Raw genomic sequence first — 21,250 nt, 5'->3', positions numbered from 1 at the left:
GTAGTCAATAACATAAATTGATATTAGTTAAATTTAAGGTGCGCTATAGCCAAGCTGTAACGCACCATAAATTATTTATTCATAATTTGAAGGCGAATTGGTATTAATCCCGTTTCCCTATCCCTTTTCTACTCCCAATCTATCCAACACAAAAGCATACTCAAACGCCAGTTCCTTGAGACTTTCGTAACGTCCAGATGCGCCACTGTGTCCTGCACCCATGTTGATTTTCAACAGGAGAATGTTGTCATTTGTTTTGAGTTCTCGTAGTTTTGCTGTCCATTTTGCAGGTTCCCAATATTTAACGCGCGCATCATTTAATCCAGCTGTAATTAACATATCTGGGTAAGTTTTCGCCTCGACGTTATCGTAGGGTGAGTATGATTTCATGTAGTCGTAATAGACTTTATCGTTGGGATTACCCCATTCTTCCCATTCCATTGCTGATAAAGGTAGGGAAGTATCCAGGATAGTTGTGACTACATCTACAAAAGGCACATCAGCAACTACCACTTTAAACAAATCTGGGCGCATATTAACTACTGCTCCCATCAATAAACCGCCAGCACTACCACCGGAAATAGCAAGCGCATTACTTGTTGTCCACCCTTCAGATATTAGATATTCTGCACAGGCAATAAAATCTGTGAAGGTATTTTTTTTGTGCAAAAATTTGCCATCTTCATACCATTTGCGCCCCATTTCTCCGCCACCACGAATATGAGCGATCGCAAATACAATTCCCCGATCTAACAATGACAATCTAGTTGAGGAAAATGATGCCGGGTAATTTGCTCCATAAGCACCATATCCAGTCAGATACAAAGGATTTTTGCCATCTTTTTTAATTCCCTTTTTATAAACAATAGATATGGGAATTTGTGTACCATCAGGCGCTGGAGCCATTAATTTTTCACTGTTATACTGGGTTCTGTCGTAGCCTCCCAAAACTTCTGTTTCTTTTTTCAATTCCCGCTCATTTGTTTCCATATCGTAATCAAATACAGATGGCGGCGTGATTAAAGAAGTGTAGTGTATCCGCAAAGTAGTAGTGTCAAATTCCGGATTGCTACCTTCAAAAAATGAGTAGGTTGGTTCGGGAAAAGTAATATTATGTTCTTCTCCACTTTTCAGGTTTTGTACCCTACCAATCGGTAATCCATCCTTACGTTCGTAAATAACCAAGTGATTGGCAAACAAACTAATTCCTGATAACATTACATCTTCCCGATGGGGAATCACAGTTTGCCAATTCTCTTTACTTGGTGCATTTACCGGAGTTTTCATTAACTTAAAGTTAATTGCCTGCTCATTTGTGACTATATAAAAATAATCATTGTGATGATCAATGTCGTATTCTACCCCTGTAGTTCGGGGATAAAATAACTGAAACTTTCCGGTAGGATTATTAGCATCTAAATAGTGGACTTCTGAGGTGATTTTGCTCCCCAAGCTCAACAAGATATAAGCTTGGCTGCGAGTTTTGCCCACTGCTAAATAATAAATATCATCCGGTTCGTGATAGATAAGAATATCTTCATTGACATCTGTTGCTAATGTATGTCGAAACAACTGAAATGGACGATTAGCATCATCTAATTTCGTGTAAAATACTGTTTGATTATCATTCGCCCACGCCAAAGAAAAATAAGTATCAGAGATACTTTCTGGATAAAGTTGACGAGTATTTAAATCTAAGAAAAACAGTGTATATCTTTCAGAACCAGTTGTATCTACCGAATAAGCTAATATTTGATGATTAGGGCTAACTTGTAGTACCCCGATACTAAAAAAATCATGCCCTTGGGCTAGTTCATTTTGGTCTAGCAGTATTTCTTCAGGAGCATCAAGACTACCTTTTTGGCGACAGTAAATTGGATAAGCTTTACCCTCTTCAGTGCGCGAATAATAATAATATTCATCTTTACGATAAGGCACGGAAAGGTCTGTTTCTTTAATCCGAGACAGCATTTCCTCATATAGCTGTTGTTGCAAAGCCTCCGTGTGCTGCATCTTAGCTTGGGTGTAAGCATTTTCTGCTTCCAGGTAGGCGATCGTTTTTGGATCTTGGTGATTGCGCATCCAAAAGTAATTATCAATCCGCCTGTCACCGTGTAACTCTAATACCTGCGGTCGTTTTTCCGCAATGGGTGGAGTAACTGTTGTTTGTGAGGAGTCGATTTTTTTCATCTTGTTTCACCTGAGTTTGCTGCAACTACTGGCGTGCAGTGATGCGGCGGGAGTAAATTTTCAACCTGCAAAAGCCAATGGCTGGAATAACTCCTAGAATAATTGCCGTCAATGCTTGTCCACTTAAATACAATATCTGAGCGCGACTGACTTCTGGAATCAGATCTTGTAAAAAAGAAAGCAACCAGACAAAGAGACTGATACACAAATACGAAAATGAGGGCAGAAAATTCCACCACCAAGCACCTGCTGTCTTCCGTCGCAATACTAACCACTGGAGAAATCCTAGCCAAATTCCCGACAAAACATAGGAGATTGTTGATAAACCTCCAAAAAATATTACATCCTCAAAAGATAAAGTTTTATTCAAGGAGTTAGCTATAGATGAAATATACTCAATCCATGCTGTAGAGACATTATTGGCAACCAACCAACCAACACTGGTAGCCAGGATCCACAACCACCATGCAGATAGATAGCGGCGCAAGACGATTGCTTGATCGGCAGCAAAAATCATCGCAAACACAACACTACTAATAGATTTTACCCATCTATCCCATGAAGGTTGTTGTTGAAGCAGACCTGGCGAGAGTGTTTGCAGGAGATATTTTTCTATAGCGATACTGGCAATTCCACCTACAACCCATCCGGTGAAAGTCATCAGCGTAAATTGGATAAAAAATTTCCGTCGTTGCGATCGCGGTATCAAAAGACTCAATACTGTTGTACCAGTGCTAGAGATAGAAACCTCTCCCGAGGATATGTTGGACTCTATTTTCATAGAAAATCAAGTAAAAATATTTACGATCAAGATTAAATACTGAAATTAGAATAAGGTAAAAATAAAATATGTAAATATTTATGGCCATTGGCGATCGGGGAAAGAGGAACAGCGAAGACGCGGAAAGTGGGAGACGCCCGTATTTGGTAGAATATACGCGCATTTGTGAGATGAATACAAACAAACTTGTTTGCTGATGTCAGCTAGAGATTTATTCCATAAAGCGGTCAAAAATGCACTCCAGAAAGAAGACTGGATAGTAACCGATGACCCACTGGAAATAGAATTTGAGGAAGTGACCGAACAAGGCAAAAGTAAAAATTTAATGGAGTTGCGTAACAAAATGGATTGGCTACCCTCAATTGATTTATCTCACCTGCGGCTATCGTGGTCAAGATTTCCAGCATTGGGTAATGGATCTCTACCGATGGATTTTGAGTGTTGTTACCCGCAATGAAGAACAAAAAGGTTTTGTTGTACACCCTAAACGTTGGTTAGTTGAGCGAACTTTTGGTTGGTTTAACTGGTGTCGGCGATTAAGTAAGGATTATGAAATCTTACCCGCAACGACAGAAACCTTTGTTTATATTGTGATGATTCGTTTGATGCTCAAACAACTTGCGTGATTCAAATCACCTATTACAAACTTTTAAGACATCCTCTTAAATCAGGAAAATTTTCAGTATTTTTTTGTTTACGGCTTACTGGGGGTTGCTAGATGTTGCGAACCGTGAAAAGTCAGTTTGTTCTCTTTGTCTTCCTTCCTTTATCCCCAATCCCCAATCCCTAAGTTCCCTGAACAACGGCAAAGCTGGAATGATAAGCTAAACAATGACATAAATAAAGAGTTTAGGATGAGTTGTTAATGGGTATTTCCTCTAATGATCCTCTTCTCCTCAGGGCAGCTCGTGGTGAAGTTGTAGATCGTCCGCCAGTATGGATGATGCGGCAAGCGGGACGATATATGAAAGCTTATCGGGATTTAAGGGAGAAATACCCTTCGTTTCGTGAACGTTCCGAAATACCAGAAGTGGCGATCGAAGTTTCCTTACAACCTTGGCGGGCTTTTCAACCAGACGGTGTAATTTTATTTTCTGATATTGTGACACCATTGCCTGGTTTGGGCATAGATATGGATATTGCCGAAGGGAAGGGGCCAATTATTCACTCTCCCATCCGCACCCAAGCACAAGTTGACAACTTGCTTCCCCTAGAACCAGAAAAATCTTTGCCATTTATCAAAACTATATTGCAGGCACTGCGCCAAGAAGTGGGCAATAAATCCACGGTGTTGGGATTTGTAGGTGCGCCGTGGACTCTCGCAGCTTACGCTGTAGAAGGAAAAGGTTCTAAAACCTATTCCATTATTAAAAACATGGCATTTTCTGATCCCACGATTCTGCATCAGTTTCTGGGAAAACTCGCAGATGCGATCGCTACCTACGTGCGCTATCAAATTGACTGTGGCGCTCAAGTTGTGCAAATGTTTGATTCTTGGGCAGGCCAATTAAGCCCCCAAGATTATGAAACTTTTGCTTTGCCTTATCAACAAAGAGTTTTCCAGCAAGTTAAGGAAACTCATCCAGATACACCCCTAATTCTATTAGTGAGTGGTAGTGCTGGTTTGCTGGAAAGAATGGCAAAATCCGGTGCCGATGTAATTACTGTAGACTGGACAGTAGACATGGCAGATGCCCGGGCAAGATTAGGCAAACACATGAAAGTGCAAGGAAATCTTGATCCTGGCGTGTTGTTCGGATCTAAGGAATTTATTCGCGATCGCATTCTCGACACCGTTCGCAAAGCTGGTAATTGGGGTCACATTCTTAACCTTGGTCACGGTGTTCTCCCCGAAACCCCAGAAGAAAATGTCGCCTTCTTCTTTGAAACAGCCAAGCAACTTAATGCTGTTAGTTGTTAGGTGTTGGTTGTTAGTTGTTGGTTGTTGGTGAGACCAGCCCCCCAAAAAGGCGGTCTCCGTCACGTAGACACGAAGTGGCTTCCCGTAAGGGTAGGGGGACTGGCGAACCCGTAGACACGAAGTGGCTTCCCGTCAGGGTAGGGTTGTTGGTTGGTGAGTGTTAGTTATGCGGAAACAAATAACCGTCAATAAACAACTATTCCAGTAAAATCCAAACAACAGACAACAAACAACTGACAACAAATTTATGACCAAAAAGCGAATTTTTGTGACCGGTGCAAGTGGCTGTATTGGTCACTATCTTAGTGAAGCATTAATTAAAGAAACAGACCACGAGTTATATCTTCTAGTTAGGAACCCAGAGAAATTAAAAATTGATACACAAGTTCGTCCGGGTGTCACCGTTTTGCAAGGTGATATGCAACAAATCCAGCATTTTGCCGACTTGCTGAAAACAATAGATGTCGCAGTATTGACAGCTACAGCTTGGGGTGGGACGGCAACTTTTGATATTAATGTTGTCAAAACTCTAGAATTATTGAGTTATTTAGATCCAGCTATCTGTGAACAGGTAATTTATTTTTCGACTGCGAGTGTTTTAGACAGCAACAACCAACCACTTAAAGAAGCCGGAGAAATAGGTACAGATTATATTCGCTCTAAATATGATTGTTTACAGAAAATCGGGAAATTAGCGATCGCGCCTAAAATCACTGAAGTTTTCCCCACCTTAGTTTTGGGTGGCGACAATAATAAACCGTATTCACATATAACACCTGGTATTCTTGAAGTCACAAAATACATAGACTTCATTCGTTTTTTTCAAGCAGACGGTAGTTTTCACTTTATTCATGCCCGAGACATTGCCACAGTCGTACGCTATTTAATAGACAATCCGCCTCAAGAAAATGAAAGCAGGCAATTAGTTTTAGGTCAAGCACCATTAACCGCCAACCAAGCAATAGAAGAAGTATGCGCTTATCTGGGCAAAAAAATTTACTTTCGCATCCCTGTGTCTTTTTCATTAGCTAACTTATTAATAGTCTTGTTTCGTATTCGGATGGCAGCTTGGGATAGATTTTGTATGAGCTATCGGCATTTTACTTATCAAAAATTTGTCAATCCTGATAGTTTTGGCTTACCTAATTACTGTGCCACTATTAGCGACGTTCTACGAATTAGTGGCGTGCAAAGTTACCGGTAACTTCTGTATTTTCATCGGTGTGTATCGGTGTGCATCTGTGGTCGAGTTTTTTTTAAGATTGTGGCAAAGTCGTAGAGATAATGATTACGAACACCGATGGACACAGATGGACACAGATGTATACAGATTTGGTTTTTCACTGTTCATTCAAGCCAGAATTCACCATTGATAGCGAAATTTGTTGAAAATTCCAGAGCTTTAAGAAAATTTGCTTAAAGTTGGTCATCACCCTAGCATGGGAAAATCAGTATATAAGATCTAGAGAGGAAAACGCTATAGTATGCATTTGAGCGAAATCACCCATCCCAACCAGTTGCACGGTTTATCAATTCGCCAGTTGCAACAAATTGCCCGCCAAATTCGAGATAAGCATCTGCAAACCGTAGCAGCGACTGGGGGGCATTTAGGACCAGGGTTGGGTGTTGTAGAGTTGACTTTAGGTCTATATCAAACACTAGATTTAGACCGTGATAAAGTCATTTGGGATGTTGGACACCAAGCCTATCCCCACAAACTGATTACTGGACGCTACAGTAATTTTCATACCCTGCGGCAAAAAGATGGAATTGCTGGTTACTTAAAACGTAGTGAAAGCAGGTTCGACCACTTCGGCGCAGGACATGCTTCTACTAGTATTTCCGCTGCTTTAGGTATGGCTTTGGCGCGAGATGCTAAAGGAGAAAAATTTAAAGTCGTTGCCATTATTGGTGATGGGGCATTAACTGGTGGTATGGCCTTAGAAGCCATTAATCACGCGGGACATCTTCCTAAAACTAATCTATTAGTTGTATTAAATGACAACGAAATGTCCATATCTCCCAATGTTGGCGCAATTCCTCGCTACCTTAACAAAATGCGTCTTAGCGGTCCGGTGCAATTTTTCAAAGATAGTTTTGAGGAACAATTTAAGCAAATTCCTTTTGTGGGTGAGTCTCTTTCTCCTGAACTAGGACGCATTAAAGAAGGGATGAAGCGGCTAGCTGTGCCAAAAGTGGGTGCTGTTTTTGAAGAACTTGGCTTTACCTATATGGGGCCAGTAGATGGGCATAATTTAGAAGAATTGATTGCTACTTTTCAACAGGCACATCAAATTACTGGGCCTGTGTTAGTGCATGTGGCAACAACAAAGGGCAAAGGTTATGAAATTGCTGAACAAGATCAAGTTGGTTATCATGCCCAATCTCCTTTTAACTTGACTACTGGTAAAGCTATCCCTTCCAGTAAACCGAAACCTCCTGCTTACTCAAAAGTATTTGCCCACACCTTAGTCAAACTTGCCGAACAAAACCCGAAAATTATCGGTATTACTGCCGCAATGGCAACGGGAACAGGTTTAGACAAACTGCAAGCAAAGCTACCTAATCAATATATAGATGTAGGTATTGCTGAACAACATGCCGTTACCCTAGCCGCCGGGTTAGCAGCTGAAGGTATGCGTCCTGTTGCTGCTATCTATTCCACATTCCTGCAACGTGCCTACGACCAAATCATCCACGATGTTTGCATCCAAAACTTACCTGTGTTCTTCTGTATGGATCGTGCAGGAATTGTTGGTGCTGATGGCCCTACCCACCAAGGGATGTACGATATTGCCTACCTGCGCTGTATTCCCAATATGGTACTGATGGCGCCCAAAGACGAAGCCGAACTCCAGCGCATGGTCGTTACAGGTGTGAATCATACTACTGGACCGATCGCTATGCGTTTCCCTCGTGGTAATGGCTATGGTGTCCCCCTGATGGAAGAAGGCTGGGAACCCTTGGAAATAGGTAAAGCCGAAATTCTCCGTCATGGAGATGATTTACTCATCTTGGGCTACGGCACAATGGTAAATCCAGCCATGCAAGTTGCAGAAATTCTCAGTGAACACGGGATTGAAACTACTGTGATCAATGCCCGTTTTGCTAAGCCCCTGGATACAGAATTGATTTTCCCTCTTGCACAAAAAATTGGACGTGTTGTTACCTTGGAAGAAGGCTGCGTGATGGGTGGCTTTGGTTCCGCAGTTGCAGAAGCACTGTTAGATGCTGATATTGTCGTGCCAATCAAGCGGATTGGTGTACCAGATGTGTTAGTTGAACACGCAGAACCAAATCAATCCAAAGCTGAATTGGGCTTAACAAGTCCACAAATTGCTGAAAAGGTTTTACAAGCTTTCTTTAATCAGCAAAAATCGGCAGTTATGTAATAAAATTAACCCCAAAAGCACAAACAAGGAAGGGGAAAGGAGATGCAAAACAGAGGAACTGGGAAACACAAAATACGCATCGGATGCGGAGAATAACCAATGTCCGATCCCCAATCCCCTGTTCCCTATTTCCTATTCCCTGTTCCGTGTTTCCTCATAACCTTCAAAGAACATGATGTTTCAAACTAACCAAGTATACCCTATCATCTGGCACAACGACTCAGTTTCGCTGATTGACCAAACGCGTTTGCCAAATGAGTATGCATTTGTAGAAATTAGTCGCAGTGAAGATATGGCAGTTGCCATCAAAACTATGATTGTCCGGGGTGCGCCCGCGATTGGTGTTGCTGCTGCCTATGGCATCTATCTTGGTGCGAGAGAAACTCATACAGACAACCGGGATGAGTTTTTGCATCACTTGGAGAATGTCGCCCAAATGCTGCGTTCTACCCGCCCCACGGCAGTCAATTTGTTTTGGGCAATATCCCGGATGATGAAAGTAGCCTATGAAACGATTGGTACAGTAGATGAGATTAAAAAAGCTCTCTTCCAAACTGCCCAAGCCATCAATGCTGAGGATTTACAAACCTGCCAAGCTATCGGTGACAATGGTTTAAAAGCCTTACCTACTCAACCAGGACAACTAACCCTACTCACCCACTGTAACGCTGGCGCATTAGCAACGGCAGGTTACGGTACAGCTTTGGGTGTAGTGCGTTCTGCCTGGCGAGAAGGACGCTTGGCACGCTTGTTTGCTGATGAAACTAGACCTAGATTGCAAGGTGCAAAACTCACTGCTTGGGAATGTGTACAAGAAGGCATCCCAGTTACGGTAATTACTGATAGTATGGCTGCCCATTGCATGAAACAAGGTTTAATTCATGCTGTAGTTGTGGGTGCTGACAGAATTGCCGCCAATGGAGATACGGCAAATAAAATTGGTACGTATAGTTTAGCACTAGTATCCAAAGCACATAACATTCCTTTCTTTGTTGCCGCACCCCTTTCTACTGTGGATTTTGACTTAGCTGATGGTAGTCAAATCCCCATTGAAGAGCGCCACCCAGGAGAAATATACCAAATTGGTGATACTATTTTGACACCGGAGGGTGTGGAATTCTACAATCCTGCTTTTGATGTCACCCCAGCAGAATTAATTACAGCCATCATTACCGAGAATGGTGTGTTTGCCCCTAGTGAGTTAAAACAGCTAGAAGCAAGAAAAGCAGCGTAATAGGAGACTTATGAATAGCAAAAGTATGGTCAGGGTTTAATCACAACAAATGCGATCGCTTACTTATGAAGATCAAATGCAAAGCCAACTGGACGCGACATCTACTAAAAAAAAGTGTAGTTATTATTACAACAACTGGGTTACTTGGTGGGTTGAAATCGACCATTGCCCAAATTCCAGCCAATAACCTTGGTGAACAACTCCTGCAACAAACAAGTCAATGTATCAAGAGTAAATTACCCGACACTCCCCCATCTAATAATTTAGAAGCTTTGCAAACAGCTTCCATGCAATGCGTCTTGCAGGTAACAATGTTAGCAGAAGATGGTAGCATTCGTTCTGATGCAAGCGATCGCATTACCGCTTTAGTTGCAGCTACCGGAGTCAGCCTTCCTCAACCCGTTAGCCAAGGACAAGCTAAAATCCCACTCAAATTACTTCCTAACACCAATGTTTTTACTTTGCCAGTTCAAATTGGTGGACTAAGCAAAACCTTTCTTTTAGATACAGGTGCTTCTGCTTCTATTATTAACAGTCAAACTGCTACCCAATTAAACCTTCAGGGTACACCTATTCCTAACGACTTCATGAAATATGTAGTAATAGGAAATGACTGTTCAAAAGTACAAGCTAGTTTCCATAAATTGCCACCTATAGCCGTGAATGCAGCTAAAGTTCAAGGTTTATTTGGCATAGGCATGAGTCAAAATTCAATTCCAGTCAATACATCTGGAGTTTTGGGTTTAGATTTTTTCACCAATTTTGATGTTGTGATTAATCCTAAAAAATTGCAACTGCAACTTTTACCACCTTCAACACCAGTGACAGGGGCAATTCCCCTACAAGGCAAACTAGGCAATATGATTGCCCAAGCCAAAATCAACGGCCAAGGGCCTTTTAACTTCCTACTAGATACAGGCGCTGAAACAACAGTTATATCCAAATCATTAGCTACAAAACTAAAAATTGACCAAACTAAACTAACCAAAACAGAAGTAAGTGGATTTTGTGGAACAGAAAAAGCTCAAAAAATCAAGTTATCACAATTAAATTTACAGCAACATCAAGCCACTCAAATCGATGCAGTAATTTTGGAAAGCGATAATATTTTTAAAGTCTTAGGAATTCAAGGTATTATTGGTCAAAACTTTCTCAATAGATATCAACAACATTGGCGTTTTGGCAAACGTAATCCCCTTGGCTACACAGAATCAGGCAGCTTAGTATTAACACCTTTATCAAACAAATAGTCATAATAACTAAAAACCAAAAAAGAAAATCATCAACCCAAACCACACACGCCAAAACCATCCGTGTTCATCCGTGTGTATCGGTGTTCGCCTTGCCAAAAAACATTGAACCATCAAGATAACTTACAGCCACAATCAAAGTCGATAAATGTCGAACACAGATAAACACAGATACACACCGATAAACCATCCGTGTTCATCCGTGTGTATCGGTGTTCGCCTTGCCAAAAACATTGAACCATCAAGATAACTTACAGCCACAATCAAAGTCGATGAATGTCGAACACAGATAAACACAGATACACACCGATAAACCATCCGTGTTCATCCGTGTGCATCGGTGTTCGATATAAAAACACCCGAACCACACGCCAAAAATTTTGTTGGCATAACATCCCGCCTGCGATGCCAGCATAACATCTAATATAAATTTGTAAAGACGCTCACTTTGAATCGAGCATGACCATAACACAGTTAAATAATCGCTATAAAGTTATCCAAGTACTTGGTGCAGGTGGGTTTGGCGAAACATTTTTGGCAGAAGATACCCACATGCCTTCTCGGCGTCGCTGTGTGATCAAGCAACTCAAACCAGTGACAAACGACCCGCAAACCTACAAAATGATTCAACAAAGGTTTGAAAGGGAAGCAGCCACCTTAGAACTTTTAGGTGAAGGTAGTGATCAAATTCCCAAACTCTACGCTTATTTTTCCGAACATGGACAATTTTATCTTGTCCAAGAATGGATTCAAGGTCAAACCCTAACAAATCTTGTCGAAACTGAAGGGTCAATCAGTGAAAATAAAGTTAGAGAAATTTTATTGAGTCTTTTATCAGTCTTAGACTATGTCCATAGTAAAGGCATTATTCACCGAGATATCAAGCCCGATAATATTATTCTTCGTACAGTTAATAATCAACCTGTTCTGATTGATTTTGGTGCAGTTAAAGAAACGATACGTTCGATTATCGCTACACCAAATTACTTGACTCAATCTTTAGTAATTGGTACGCCTGGGTATATGCCCAGCGAACAAGCCGTAGGACGCCCAGTGTATGCTACTGATATCTATAGCTTGGGTTTGACAGCAATTTATCTATTGACAGGCAAACCGCCACACGAGTTACCAACTAACCCGCAAACAGGGGAAGTCATTTGGCAGGATCTGGTTCCCGGGGTATCTCCACAATTGGCTATGATCCTCAAACAAGCAACTCAGCCTCAAGCCAGCGATCGCTACTCCACCGCCAGTAAAATGTTACATGCTTTGCAATCTGCAAGCACCATTCCTCCGACATCATACTCCTCAACTCAATCGACAATCGCCCTATCCCCTGCTGTGGCACATACCCAGCAAACCCAACCCTTAGCTTCTGCCCAAAAGTCTGCTTTTATCCCTGCGTCTACCACTTCTAACAGTTGGCAAAAACCTGCTGTAATTTTTGGTAGTTTGGTTATGGGTGGTTTGATTGCTGGGATCGCGATCGCAAACATCACTCGCCAACCACCAATAGAAGCAACTATTGATACAAATACTCCCCCAGAAACTACAGAATCACCCATCGCTACAAATCCCCCTTCTACCCCATCATCTGTAGCTCCCAGCACTGAACCTACCGATGCACCTGTTGCTTCCCAACCTCCTTTAATACCTGCCTCTCCACAGCAACCAGAAACTTCCACTTTTACTACACCTCCAGTTGTATCTGCACCGCAGCAACAACCACCAACATTTGCACCACCTCCAGTAGCACCACCTCCAGAAGATTCTCAAACTGCGGCAGTCCCAACACCAAAACAGCAACAGCCTGCTGAAAATCCTACTCCTGCTACACCTACACCACCCCCACCACCGGAAAATCAACCAAAAGTTGCCACTGCTAACACTAGTAGTCTTAGTGTTCCTGCTTATCCCACAGGTACTTCGGAAGATACAGTGAAATCAACACTAGGAAAACCCACAAAAGTTTCTCGAGGCTTATGGAACACCCGCGCTTATCTTTATCGCTTACACCCAAATCAGGTTGACCTTGGTTATTTATTTGACCGTAAAACTGGAGTATTACGGCAAACAGAAGTATCCTTTGCCCAATCTGTCCCACCCCAGGTAATGCAATCTACTTTGCAAGGAATGCTTGGAGGAAATGCCTCTGGTGAAATTAATCAAGCCCTGCAACGAGTGCATCAGCGTCAAATTAACCAATACTCATTCAGTGTTGGCGGAGTAGAAGGTGTAATTCAACGTAACCAAGAGGATCAAATTTATATTGGTGTCTGGGATGCAGACTTACATTAAAAAAAATAAGCCCGCTTTTGCGGGCTTTGTAAATTAATAATTTGATTGCAGTAAGTAGAACAACAAAATTAACCACACCAGACGCAGAGAACGCAGAGAAATAAGAGGTTATTAGGACATAAAAGTTTATTTTATTAATCTAGCTAATAGTAGAATTTTCAACTTGCAGAATACATATTTTATCTCGTATAAACTTTATTTCTTTGTCGGGAAGCTTTACCTCTAGGTATTTAGTCTACATTTAAAGAGGGCGAGCCTCTACGGAGGAGTTTGACAAACCCTTGCAAAGGAGCATGACAACGACGCTGCTAAACAATCGCTATCAAGTGGTCGAAGTACTCGGTATTGGTGGCTTTAGCGAAACCTTTTTGGCAGAAGATACCTATCTGCCATCTCGTCGTCGTTGTGTGATTAAACAACTTAAACCCGCAACAAATGACCCAAAAATTTATGACAAAATTCAGCGACGGTTTGAACGGGAAGCGACTACCTTAGAGTTTTTGGGCGAAGGTAGTGACCAAATTCCCAAACTTTATGCTTACTTTTGTGAGAATGGGCAGTTTTACTTAGTTCAAGAATGGATTCAAGGTCAAACTCTGTCAAATATTATTAAAGCTCAAGGTTCACTAAGCGAAACCGCAGTCAGAGAAATTTTGTTGAGTCTGCTGTCAGTTCTAGATTATATCCACAGCAAAGGCATTATCCACCGTGATATCAAGCCAGATAACATTATTCTCCGCTCGTCTAATCACAAGCCTGTATTGATTGATTTTGGTGCAGTTAAGGAAACAATCCGTTCGGTGGCAGATTCTCTAGGATACAGCACTCAATCACTGGTAATGGGTACGCCAGGGTATATGCCCAGCGAGCAATTTACAGGACGCCCAGTTTACGCCACTGATATTTATAGCTTAGGATTGACAGCAATTTATCTCCTAACTGGCAAACACCCCCGACAGCTACAAACTGAGCCACGAACAGGTGAAATACTCTGGCAGTATTATGCTCCTGGGGTATCGCCACAATTGGCAATGATACTGAATCGGGCAATCAAACCCCAAGCAGGCGATCGCTACAGTACTGCCAGCCAAATGTTACATGCCTTGCAATCTGCTCCTGCCTCACAGCAATTGATTGCTAGCTCTTGTATACCAACAGCTACCACTCAACCCACAGTCCCGCCAGATATCACTACTGCTACATCTGTACAAACTCAGTCATTGCCTTCTTATTCCAGCACTCCAGCTACCCTTACCTATCCAATTCCTAGAAAATGGCAAAAGCCGACTTGGATTCTTGGCAGTTTGGTTGTAGCAGGCTTAATTGGTACAGTAGCGATTATTAGTATTACCCACAAGCCAGAATCCGTAAACTCACCAATATCCACATCTACACCAATTTCAAAATCTGAAACTACAAATCCCACAGACTCACCAGAACCCACAGATTCTACTGTTAAACAAAGCAATACACCAGTGGCTTCGCAGCCATCACCCAAGCAGCCTGTTTCTTCACCTTCTCCCTCCTCAGTTGCACCTGCGCCACCAGAACCTGAAGATGCTCCTGTAGTTTCTCAACCAAATAACAACATACCTCGTCGCAGCCAGTCACCTAACACTGCCAATATCCGTAATGTTCCGGGATTCCCTGTCGGTGCATCAAGAAGTATTGTAGAAGCAGCCCTTGGCAGGCCAACACAAGATTCAAGAGGTGTTTGGGGTAATACTCGTGCTGTCAGTTATATATTAGTGCCAAATCAAATCCAGCTTGGCTACTTATTTGACCGGAATTCTGGAAGAATTCGTCAAACTGAGATTGCTTTTGCTCAATCGGTGGATCTTCAGCTAATACTGGCAACCTTAGAAGAAATGTTAGACGGTAAATTAACTGAAGAAATTAAGCAGGGGCTACTGCAAGTTCTACAGCGACGGTTGGATCATTTCCGTTTTAGCATAGGTTCTCTTAAGGGTCAGATTGTGCGTCAAAATTGCGGTCTCATCTATATCAGTATTTGGGATGCTGATTTACATGATTTTGTCAATCCTGCGGATGCTAGAAGGTGTTAAACCTGTGATCTCATCTTCGTTTGAGGACTTATCATATCTGTGAAGGACTGTATTTAATGGGTAATAGGTAATGGGAAAAATCAATTACCAAAAAGACCAACCATATTGTAAGTAATTAGACGGACTTGATATGATTTTATTAGATTTAAAAAAGGAGCCTATATCAGGCTCCTTTTAAATTTGGAATTCGCAATTAACTTGTAGATAATCCAAATTCCAAATTTTCAATTCCGAATTGGAATGACTACTTCACAGTCGCCTTACCGCCGGCTTCTTCGATACGCTTCTTCGCATCTTCAGCAGCTTCCTTAGCAATAGCTTCTTTGATTGGCTTAGGTGCAGATTCTACCAAGTCTTTTGCTTCCTTCAGACCCAAACCGGTCAATTCGCGTACGACCTTGAGGATAGCAATCTTCTTATCAGCTGGAACATCTTCGAGAATCACGTCAAATTCGGTCTTCTCTTCTACGGGTTCAGCAGCCGCAGCAGCACCAGCACCGGGAGCAGCCATCATCATCATGCCACCAGCAGGTGCAGCAGCACTAACACCGAAAGCATCTTCAATTTGCTTAACCAACTCAGCAGCTTCCAGCAGAGTCAGGGATTTTAATTTTTCCAAAATTTCATCAGTTGCAGCAGACATTGATATAACTCCTGTAATTTACATTTGTTGATGGTTGGTGGTTGGTTGTTAGTTTGAGTAAATAACAAACAACAAAATTGATTTTTTGTTTGTAGTTGGTGGTTGTTGGGTATTAGTTATTGGTTTTTTCAAACAACTAATAACAAACAACTAACAACTAACAACTAACCATTAACTTCTTCGCCTTTTTCTTTATCGGCATAGGCCTGCAAAGCACGAGCCAGCGAACTGGGAACCTCGTTGATACCAACAGCAACCTTGGTAGCCAAGGCGTTGATTGCTCCGGCAATTTGTGCCATGAGTTGCTCTTTGGATGGCAAATCGCCTAGCGCCTTAACATCAGGCTCTTTCAGCAGGCGACCTTCCATAACGCCGCCACGTAGTTCTGTCTTTTTGGTGGCTTTTTGGAATTCTTGGTAAGCCTTAATTGCAGCTGAGAAATCCTCTTGAACCAACAAAAAGGCCGAAGAACCTTTGAGCAATTCCGACAAGGGTTGCCATTTTTCATCATCTTGAATGGCAATGCCCATCAGGGTATTTTTTGTTACCTTGCATGTTGCTCCTGCTGGACGCAGCCGTCGCCGCAGGTCTGTAATTTCGGCAACTGTTAGCCCTTGATAATCAATCACCAGTGCTAATTGCGACTTACTCAAAGAATCTTTGAGTTCAGCAACAATCTCTTGTTTGTCTTCTATGGTTCTACCCATACTTGTTTCACCTCCTTTAAAGGTTTTGTTGTTGGTTGTTTGTTGGTTGTTGGTTGTTCCAAACAACAAACAACTACCAACACTCACCGAAAACAATAAACCCCAGCGTCATAGCCGGGGTTGTGGTTGAAAGGTAGATTTGCTACTACCCTTCTCCTGATGCCAGAACTACCACACCAAAGAAGGGTAGAAATTCAAGCAATTTGGATGTAAACCTCGGCAGGATATTAAGCCAACGGCACCTGCTGTCTCCGGCTTTGCTATTTAATTTTGTTGTTAGTCATTGGTCATTAGTCATTAGCAAATGACAAAGGACAAATAACCAATGACTAACTTTATGCTGCTTCTGTTTTCAGGTCGCGTAAAGCGTTGATATCGACTTTAATCGATGGCCCCATAGTGGCAGACACGTACATTGTGCGCCAATAACGACCTTTTGCTCCGGAAGGGCGGTTACGGTCAATTGTTTCTTGTAAGGCTTTCAAGTTAACCAGTAAATCTTCTGGTGAGAATGACGCCTTACCAAACATAACATGGACAATACCTGTACGATCAGCACGGAACTCTAATTTACCAGCTTTGAATTCTGCGATCGCACTTGCTAAGTCAAAGGTTACTGTACCACCTTTGGGTGAGGGCATCAAACCACGTGGGCCGAGTAATTTACCAAGCTTCGCTACCTGTGGCATCACATCAGGTGTGGCGATCAGCTTGTCAAAGTCCATCATTCCTTTTTGAATTTCGTCTATCAGTTCTTCTGAACCGACGATATCAGCGCCTGCGTTGGTTGCTTCTGTGACTTTTTCACCTCTAGCAATGACTGCCACTCGTACTTCTTGTCCTGTACCTTTAGGCAGTACTACCGTTGTCCGCAATTGTTGATCTGTATACTTCGGATCAATTCCTAAGCGAATGTGTGCTTCTGCTGCTTCGGGAAATTTTGCTGTTGCTGTCTGTTTTAAAAGACTTAAAGCATCTAAGGGAGCATACTCCCTATCTTCTACTTTTTCTAACAGCGCCTGTAAACGACGCGATACTCTTTTTGCCATTTTTCTCTCCTGGGGTCGTTAGCGAGGTAAGTTCTCTCCCCCGATAAGGTTGCTTGTTGGTTGTTTGTTGTTGGTTGTTTGTTGTTTGTTGTTTTTTCCTAACAACTACCAACTATCAACAACGAACAAATAACTAATCAGTGACTGTCACGCCCATATTTTTGGCGGTGCCTGCAATAATCTTCATTGCTGCTTCAATATCATTGGCGTTGAGGTCAGGCATTTTTGTTTGGGCGATCTGCCGCAGCTGCTCTTGTGTAATTGAACCTACTTTCTTTTTGTTGGGTTCGCTAGAGCCTTTGTCTATTTTTGCTGCTTTGGTAATCAATACCGATGCGGGTGGAGTCTTAAGTACAAAAGTGAAACTCCGGTCTTCATATACCGAAATTTCTACTGGTATCACCATCCCAGCTTGGTCTGCTGTTTTGGCGTTGTACTCTTTGCAGAACATCATAATATTAACGCCATGCTGACCCAAGGCGGGCCCAACTGGCGGTGCTGGGTTGGCTTTCCCAGCATTCAGGGCCAATTTAATGACCGCTACTACTTTTTTCGCCATTTGTGATTAGCTCTGTTTTTGAACCTGATTAAATTCCAATTCTACTGGTGTATCTCGTCCAAATATCGACAGCAAGGCTTTGAGTTTACTCCGTTCTGGGCTAACCTCTATGACCTCACCTTCAAAATCTTTAAACGGGCCAGTAAGCACGACTATCTTATCACCAGTAGCCATGTCAATTTTGACAATTGGCTCTTGTTCTGTGGTCTGTTTGAAGATTCTTTCTACTTCTGTATGACTCAGCGGCATTGGTTTAACGTGACCGCGACCTTTGCCACTACCACGTCTTTGCTCTGCTCCCACAAAATTAATTACATGGGAGGTATTTCGCACCACTTGCCAAGTGTCATCATCCATGACCATTCTTACCAGCACATAGCCAGGAAATACTTTTTCCTCAGTGTGCTGACGGCTGCCATCCTTACGGATTTTCACTGCTGGCGTGTGCGGAATCTCCACCCGGAGAATTTTGTCAGCTACATCAAAGGTTTGGATGCGCTGTTCTAGGTTTGTCTTAACACGCTTTTCACAGCCAGAGGCTACTTGTACTGCATACCAGCGGGCTTCTTGCTCTCTTACCGCAGGTTCTGAGCTCTCATCTGACTGCAAAGCCAAATTGTGACCTTCGTCTGTTGCAGAAGTCATCCGAACACCTGTTGTGCTGCCCAAGTAAAGAATTTATCGACCAAAAAAATTAAAGATGCGGAGAGTGACACCATTAATAACACAGCTGCTGATTCACTCACCAGCTGCTTTCGACTGGGCCAAACTACTTTTTCAAATTCTTCTTTAATTCCTTGAAAGAAGTTCCCCAAGCTAAAACCATTGCTGGTTTCTTCCATTTCTGCTTCATTTTTCTTGGCCACGGTCGCTTGCTCCCCCATTGCCTGATAGCTATTAACTGGTAATTTTCTATTTATAACTGTAGCCCTGGCTCAAACTAAATTTGCTTGAAGCTAGAGGCTACAAGTATAGATTCAATTATACCCAAAATCAAATACTAACACCGCTATCATCATAGCGATCGCATTTGTCTTGGGTTTATTTGTTCTCAGTTACAGCGCGCCCTGGAGGACTTGAACCCCCGACATCAGGTTTTGGAGACCTGCGTTCTACCAACTGAACTAAGAGCGCATGTGCTGTCTTTGATTCAGCTATCGCGTTTTACTTTGATCTAGTTTAACGCAATTTGGCATTTTTGGTTAACTTTTTTAGTCGGGGGACAAATCAGCGGCTGATGCCGCTTGATGATTGAGTTTTCTCCCATATCTTACTGATCTATCACAAAGGGCGGTCAAAGCGTTGCTTAATTCGAGTAGCCTTGCCAACACGATTGCGTAGATAGTAAAGCTTCGCACGCCGCACCTTACCGCGACGTATGACTTTAATGCTATCAATCCGAGGAGAGTGAATCAAAAAAACCCGTTCAACGCCAACACCTTGAAATACACGCCGGACTGTAATGGTTTCATTAATGCCGCCGTTGCGTTTAGCGATGACAACTCCTTCGTAGGGTTGTACGCGGTATTTGTCTCCTTCTTTAATTTTGACTCCGACTTTAACGGTGTCACCGACATATATATCAGGCAAATTAGATTTTAGCTGTTCCGCTTCGATTGAGCGGATAATCTCTTGAGCGTTCATAGTCAATCAAAAACTCACAATCATCCATAATAAATCTACTATCGCTTTTGAGTCTAGTAAATTTTCACCAAGCCCTTTGGGCAGGCAATAGTTATGTATATGAATACAGTTGGTGTTAGTAGATTCATCGTAATGGTGTGAGGGTGTAAGAGGCAATTAAGAGTTTTTCTGAAATTCATAATTTTTTAAATACCCCTGAATTTTTACTCATACCCACAACTCCTCCTACATCCCCACACCCTCATACCGTTTCACTATAAATCTGATACATCTGGCGACCAGGGAGACAAGGAGGACGACTTGGAAGACAAGGGGGACGATTTGTATCAAGACTTTTGTGAAATAGTATCACACCCTTTCTATGGCAACAATCCAAAATCTAAATTCTGTTAACGGATGACGTTTCCGGGAGTTGTGTCGTCAAATAGAAGATGTATTTGAAGATGGCCTTGCCACAGGTGTGAGTGTTATGAAATTTAGTGTGGTCATCACGACCTACAACCGCTTAAACTTGCTCAAAAGAGCAATAGAGTCTGCTTTAAACCAGACCATTGCCACTGAAGTAGTGGTAGCTGATGATTGTTCTTCTGATGGTACGCAAGAGTATGTAAATAGCTTAATGAAAAAGCTGTCACTCAGTGGTGACTCACGACTTGTATACCATCGTAATCAGGTAAACTCTGGTCATTCGGCAACTGTCAATGCTGGTGTTGGTAAAGCTAGCGGTGAATGGATTAAGTTTTTGGATGATGACGACTACTTAGCTGTCAATTGTCTCGAAGAAATGGCAAGGGCGATCGCACTCCAACCTCAAGCTGTAATTTGTTCCTGTATTGCTGCTCAAGTGCATGAAAATGAAGTTGAGTGCGATCGCACTCCTCAAGTGGGGCCTGGTTTAGCTTTTTATGTCCCGCAAGCTGATATTCATTACGGCATGTTGCTGGAACTTCTGCCTTTTGGTACGCCTGTACAAGTAGCTTGCCGTCGTGATGCTTTTTTGCAAACAGGAGGTTGGAATTCTAAATTTGATGCTAATTGTGATGATATTGATTCTTGGATTCACATTGCCAAATTTGGAGATGCGATTTTTCTCAATCAATGTCTTGCTTACCGCACCATCTGGCCTGGTGCTTATAACCACAAGTTTTCTCCATCTCGGCGCTTGAATGCCAATATTTTAATCAAGGAAAAGATTTATGCTTTAGTTGATGAAATGCATCATTCTCATATCCCCGCTCTTGAGGATATTAAAGATTATTTGAAATTACATTGGTTAATAGTAGCTATTAAGCAAAAAAACTTTCATAATATAATCAATATCATCTTTCCTTCTGTTTTTTCTTGGAAAGCTTGGCAACTTTTATTTAATACTACACTAGTGCGTCGTTTTCATTATCAAAACAGTCATATTCGTAAATTTGTATTGATTGAGTTATGATTTTTTTTGACAATAACAAAATTTTTGGGATTTTGGATGTAAAATAAATATTTTTCTGGAAGCTTGAAAAACAATAAA

Annotated in this window: 19 protein-coding genes, 1 tRNA gene and 1 other annotated feature; of the genes, 10 read left to right on the top strand and 10 right to left on the bottom strand. The window is 42.0% G+C overall.

Features of this window, described 5'->3' with window-relative positions:
• Window positions 1-117: 117 nt before the first annotated feature.
• Entirely contained in the window at window positions 118-2,190 is a 2,073-nt protein-coding gene (locus UYI_RS0125355) for a S9 family peptidase (RefSeq protein ID WP_016869488.1), read from the bottom strand.
• Between the two features lie 25 nt (window positions 2,191-2,215).
• Entirely contained in the window at window positions 2,216-2,851 is a 636-nt protein-coding gene (locus UYI_RS0125350) for a hypothetical protein (RefSeq protein WP_016869487.1), read from the bottom strand.
• 316 nt (window positions 2,852-3,167) lie between these two features.
• On the opposite strand from UYI_RS0125350, the gene UYI_RS40275 reads away from it, so the two are divergent.
• From UYI_RS40275 to UYI_RS0125310, 9 genes are all read left to right on the top strand, one after another.
• Window positions 3,168-3,428: an element excision factor XisH family protein gene (locus tag UYI_RS40275; RefSeq protein ID WP_016869486.1), complete on the top strand. Its 261-nt coding sequence runs from the start codon at window positions 3,168-3,170 to the stop codon at window positions 3,426-3,428.
• The gene (locus UYI_RS0125345; protein WP_071588879.1) at window positions 3,334-3,597 is read left to right on the top strand and encodes an IS5/IS1182 family transposase; all 264 of its coding nucleotides are present in this window, start codon (window positions 3,334-3,336) and stop codon (window positions 3,595-3,597) included. Before UYI_RS40275 ends, UYI_RS0125345 begins: the two co-directional genes overlap by 95 nt.
• 239 nt (window positions 3,598-3,836) lie before the next feature.
• Window positions 3,837-4,892, top strand: a complete 1,056-nt coding sequence (hemE, locus tag UYI_RS0125340) for a uroporphyrinogen decarboxylase (protein ID WP_009457700.1) — start codon at window positions 3,837-3,839, stop codon at window positions 4,890-4,892.
• Window positions 4,893-5,139: 247 nt separating this feature from the next.
• A complete protein-coding gene (locus tag UYI_RS0125335) occupies window positions 5,140-6,096 on the top strand; it encodes an NAD-dependent epimerase/dehydratase family protein (protein ID WP_016869484.1) in 957 nt (318 codons plus the stop codon).
• A 280-nt stretch (window positions 6,097-6,376) separates the two neighbouring features.
• On the top strand, window positions 6,377-8,284 hold the full coding sequence (gene dxs, locus UYI_RS0125330; protein ID WP_016869483.1) for a 1-deoxy-D-xylulose-5-phosphate synthase: 1,908 nt from the start codon (window positions 6,377-6,379) through the stop codon (window positions 8,282-8,284).
• A gap of 172 nt (window positions 8,285-8,456) precedes the next feature.
• Entirely contained in the window at window positions 8,457-9,518 is a 1,062-nt protein-coding gene (gene mtnA / locus UYI_RS0125325) for an S-methyl-5-thioribose-1-phosphate isomerase (RefSeq protein ID WP_026086166.1), read from the top strand.
• 65 nt (window positions 9,519-9,583) lie between these two features.
• Window positions 9,584-10,768, top strand: a complete 1,185-nt coding sequence (locus tag UYI_RS0125320; RefSeq protein ID WP_016869481.1) for a retropepsin-like aspartic protease — start codon at window positions 9,584-9,586, stop codon at window positions 10,766-10,768.
• Between the two features lie 459 nt (window positions 10,769-11,227).
• Window positions 11,228-13,066 carry a serine/threonine-protein kinase gene (locus tag UYI_RS0125315; protein WP_016869480.1) on the top strand — a complete coding sequence of 613 codons (1,839 nt, stop codon included), beginning with the start codon at window positions 11,228-11,230 and terminating at the stop codon, window positions 13,064-13,066.
• 293 nt (window positions 13,067-13,359) lie between these two features.
• Window positions 13,360-15,132, top strand: a complete 1,773-nt coding sequence (locus UYI_RS0125310) for a serine/threonine-protein kinase (protein WP_016869479.1) — start codon at window positions 13,360-13,362, stop codon at window positions 15,130-15,132.
• A 244-nt stretch (window positions 15,133-15,376) separates the two neighbouring features.
• Here the strand turns inward: UYI_RS0125310 and rplL are convergent, their stop codons facing one another.
• From rplL to rplS, 8 genes are all read right to left on the bottom strand, one after another.
• Window positions 15,377-15,775 carry a 50S ribosomal protein L7/L12 gene (gene rplL / locus UYI_RS0125305; protein ID WP_016869476.1) on the bottom strand — a complete coding sequence of 133 codons (399 nt, stop codon included), beginning with the start codon at window positions 15,773-15,775 and terminating at the stop codon, window positions 15,377-15,379.
• Window positions 15,776-15,939: 164 nt separating this feature from the next.
• A complete protein-coding gene (gene rplJ, locus UYI_RS0125300; protein WP_026086165.1) occupies window positions 15,940-16,482 on the bottom strand; it encodes a 50S ribosomal protein L10 in 543 nt (180 codons plus the stop codon).
• 85 nt (window positions 16,483-16,567) lie between these two features.
• Window positions 16,568-16,755 (bottom strand) — a sequence feature (ribosomal protein L10 leader region).
• Window positions 16,756-16,817: 62 nt separating this feature from the next.
• Entirely contained in the window at window positions 16,818-17,531 is a 714-nt protein-coding gene (rplA, locus tag UYI_RS0125295; protein WP_016869473.1) for a 50S ribosomal protein L1, read from the bottom strand.
• Window positions 17,532-17,664: 133 nt separating this feature from the next.
• Window positions 17,665-18,090 carry a 50S ribosomal protein L11 gene (gene rplK / locus UYI_RS0125290; RefSeq protein WP_016869472.1) on the bottom strand — a complete coding sequence of 142 codons (426 nt, stop codon included), beginning with the start codon at window positions 18,088-18,090 and terminating at the stop codon, window positions 17,665-17,667.
• 6 nt (window positions 18,091-18,096) lie between these two features.
• Window positions 18,097-18,735, bottom strand: a complete 639-nt coding sequence (nusG, locus tag UYI_RS0125285) for a transcription termination/antitermination protein NusG (protein ID WP_016869471.1) — start codon at window positions 18,733-18,735, stop codon at window positions 18,097-18,099.
• Window positions 18,732-18,956, bottom strand: a complete 225-nt coding sequence (gene secE, locus UYI_RS0125280) for a preprotein translocase subunit SecE (protein ID WP_026086164.1) — start codon at window positions 18,954-18,956, stop codon at window positions 18,732-18,734. Before secE ends, nusG begins: the two co-directional genes overlap by 4 nt.
• 195 nt (window positions 18,957-19,151) lie before the next feature.
• Window positions 19,152-19,224 (bottom strand) — tRNA-Trp (locus tag UYI_RS0125275).
• A gap of 147 nt (window positions 19,225-19,371) precedes the next feature.
• Window positions 19,372-19,734: a 50S ribosomal protein L19 gene (rplS, locus tag UYI_RS0125270; protein WP_016869470.1), complete on the bottom strand. Its 363-nt coding sequence runs from the start codon at window positions 19,732-19,734 to the stop codon at window positions 19,372-19,374.
• Between the two features lie 469 nt (window positions 19,735-20,203).
• On the opposite strand from rplS, the gene UYI_RS0125265 reads away from it, so the two are divergent.
• Window positions 20,204-21,172 carry a glycosyltransferase family 2 protein gene (locus UYI_RS0125265; RefSeq protein ID WP_016869469.1) on the top strand — a complete coding sequence of 323 codons (969 nt, stop codon included), beginning with the start codon at window positions 20,204-20,206 and terminating at the stop codon, window positions 21,170-21,172.
• The last annotated feature ends 78 nt before the right edge of the window (window positions 21,173-21,250 follow it).

Source organism: Fischerella muscicola PCC 7414 (assembly GCF_000317205.1).
Lineage (GTDB): Bacteria > Cyanobacteriota > Cyanobacteriia > Cyanobacteriales > Nostocaceae > Fischerella > Fischerella muscicola.
The sequence above is the reverse complement of the archived record's forward strand: the minus strand, read 5'-3'. Positions and strand labels throughout refer to the sequence as shown.

Bases quoted from the DNA above. Each gene is read 5' to 3' on its own strand.
- rplL (WP_016869476.1), bottom strand. From the start codon at position 15,775: ATGTCTGCTGCAACTGATGAAATTTTGGAAAAATTAAAATCCCTGACT.
- rplK (WP_016869472.1), bottom strand. From the start codon at position 18,090: ATGGCGAAAAAAGTAGTAGCGGTCATTAAATTGGCCCTGAATGCTGGG.
- rplJ (WP_026086165.1), bottom strand. From the start codon at position 16,482: ATGGGTAGAACCATAGAAGACAAACAAGAGATTGTTGCTGAACTCAAA.
- UYI_RS0125265 (WP_016869469.1), top strand. From the start codon at position 20,204: ATGAAATTTAGTGTGGTCATCACGACCTACAACCGCTTAAACTTGCTC.
- UYI_RS0125310 (WP_016869479.1), top strand. From the start codon at position 13,360: ATGACAACGACGCTGCTAAACAATCGCTATCAAGTGGTCGAAGTACTC.
- UYI_RS0125335 (WP_016869484.1), top strand. From the start codon at position 5,140: ATGACCAAAAAGCGAATTTTTGTGACCGGTGCAAGTGGCTGTATTGGT.
- nusG (WP_016869471.1), bottom strand. From the start codon at position 18,735: ATGACTTCTGCAACAGACGAAGGTCACAATTTGGCTTTGCAGTCAGAT.
- UYI_RS40275 (WP_016869486.1), top strand. From the start codon at position 3,168: ATGTCAGCTAGAGATTTATTCCATAAAGCGGTCAAAAATGCACTCCAG.
- UYI_RS0125350 (WP_016869487.1), bottom strand. From the start codon at position 2,851: ATGACTTTCACCGGATGGGTTGTAGGTGGAATTGCCAGTATCGCTATA.
- rplA (WP_016869473.1), bottom strand. From the start codon at position 17,531: ATGGCAAAAAGAGTATCGCGTCGTTTACAGGCGCTGTTAGAAAAAGTA.
- UYI_RS0125315 (WP_016869480.1), top strand. From the start codon at position 11,228: ATGACCATAACACAGTTAAATAATCGCTATAAAGTTATCCAAGTACTT.
- mtnA (WP_026086166.1), top strand. From the start codon at position 8,457: ATGATGTTTCAAACTAACCAAGTATACCCTATCATCTGGCACAACGAC.
- UYI_RS0125320 (WP_016869481.1), top strand. From the start codon at position 9,584: ATGAAGATCAAATGCAAAGCCAACTGGACGCGACATCTACTAAAAAAA.
- UYI_RS0125355 (WP_016869488.1), bottom strand. From the start codon at position 2,190: ATGAAAAAAATCGACTCCTCACAAACAACAGTTACTCCACCCATTGCG.
- rplS (WP_016869470.1), bottom strand. From the start codon at position 19,734: ATGAACGCTCAAGAGATTATCCGCTCAATCGAAGCGGAACAGCTAAAA.
- dxs (WP_016869483.1), top strand. From the start codon at position 6,377: ATGCATTTGAGCGAAATCACCCATCCCAACCAGTTGCACGGTTTATCA.
- hemE (WP_009457700.1), top strand. From the start codon at position 3,837: ATGGGTATTTCCTCTAATGATCCTCTTCTCCTCAGGGCAGCTCGTGGT.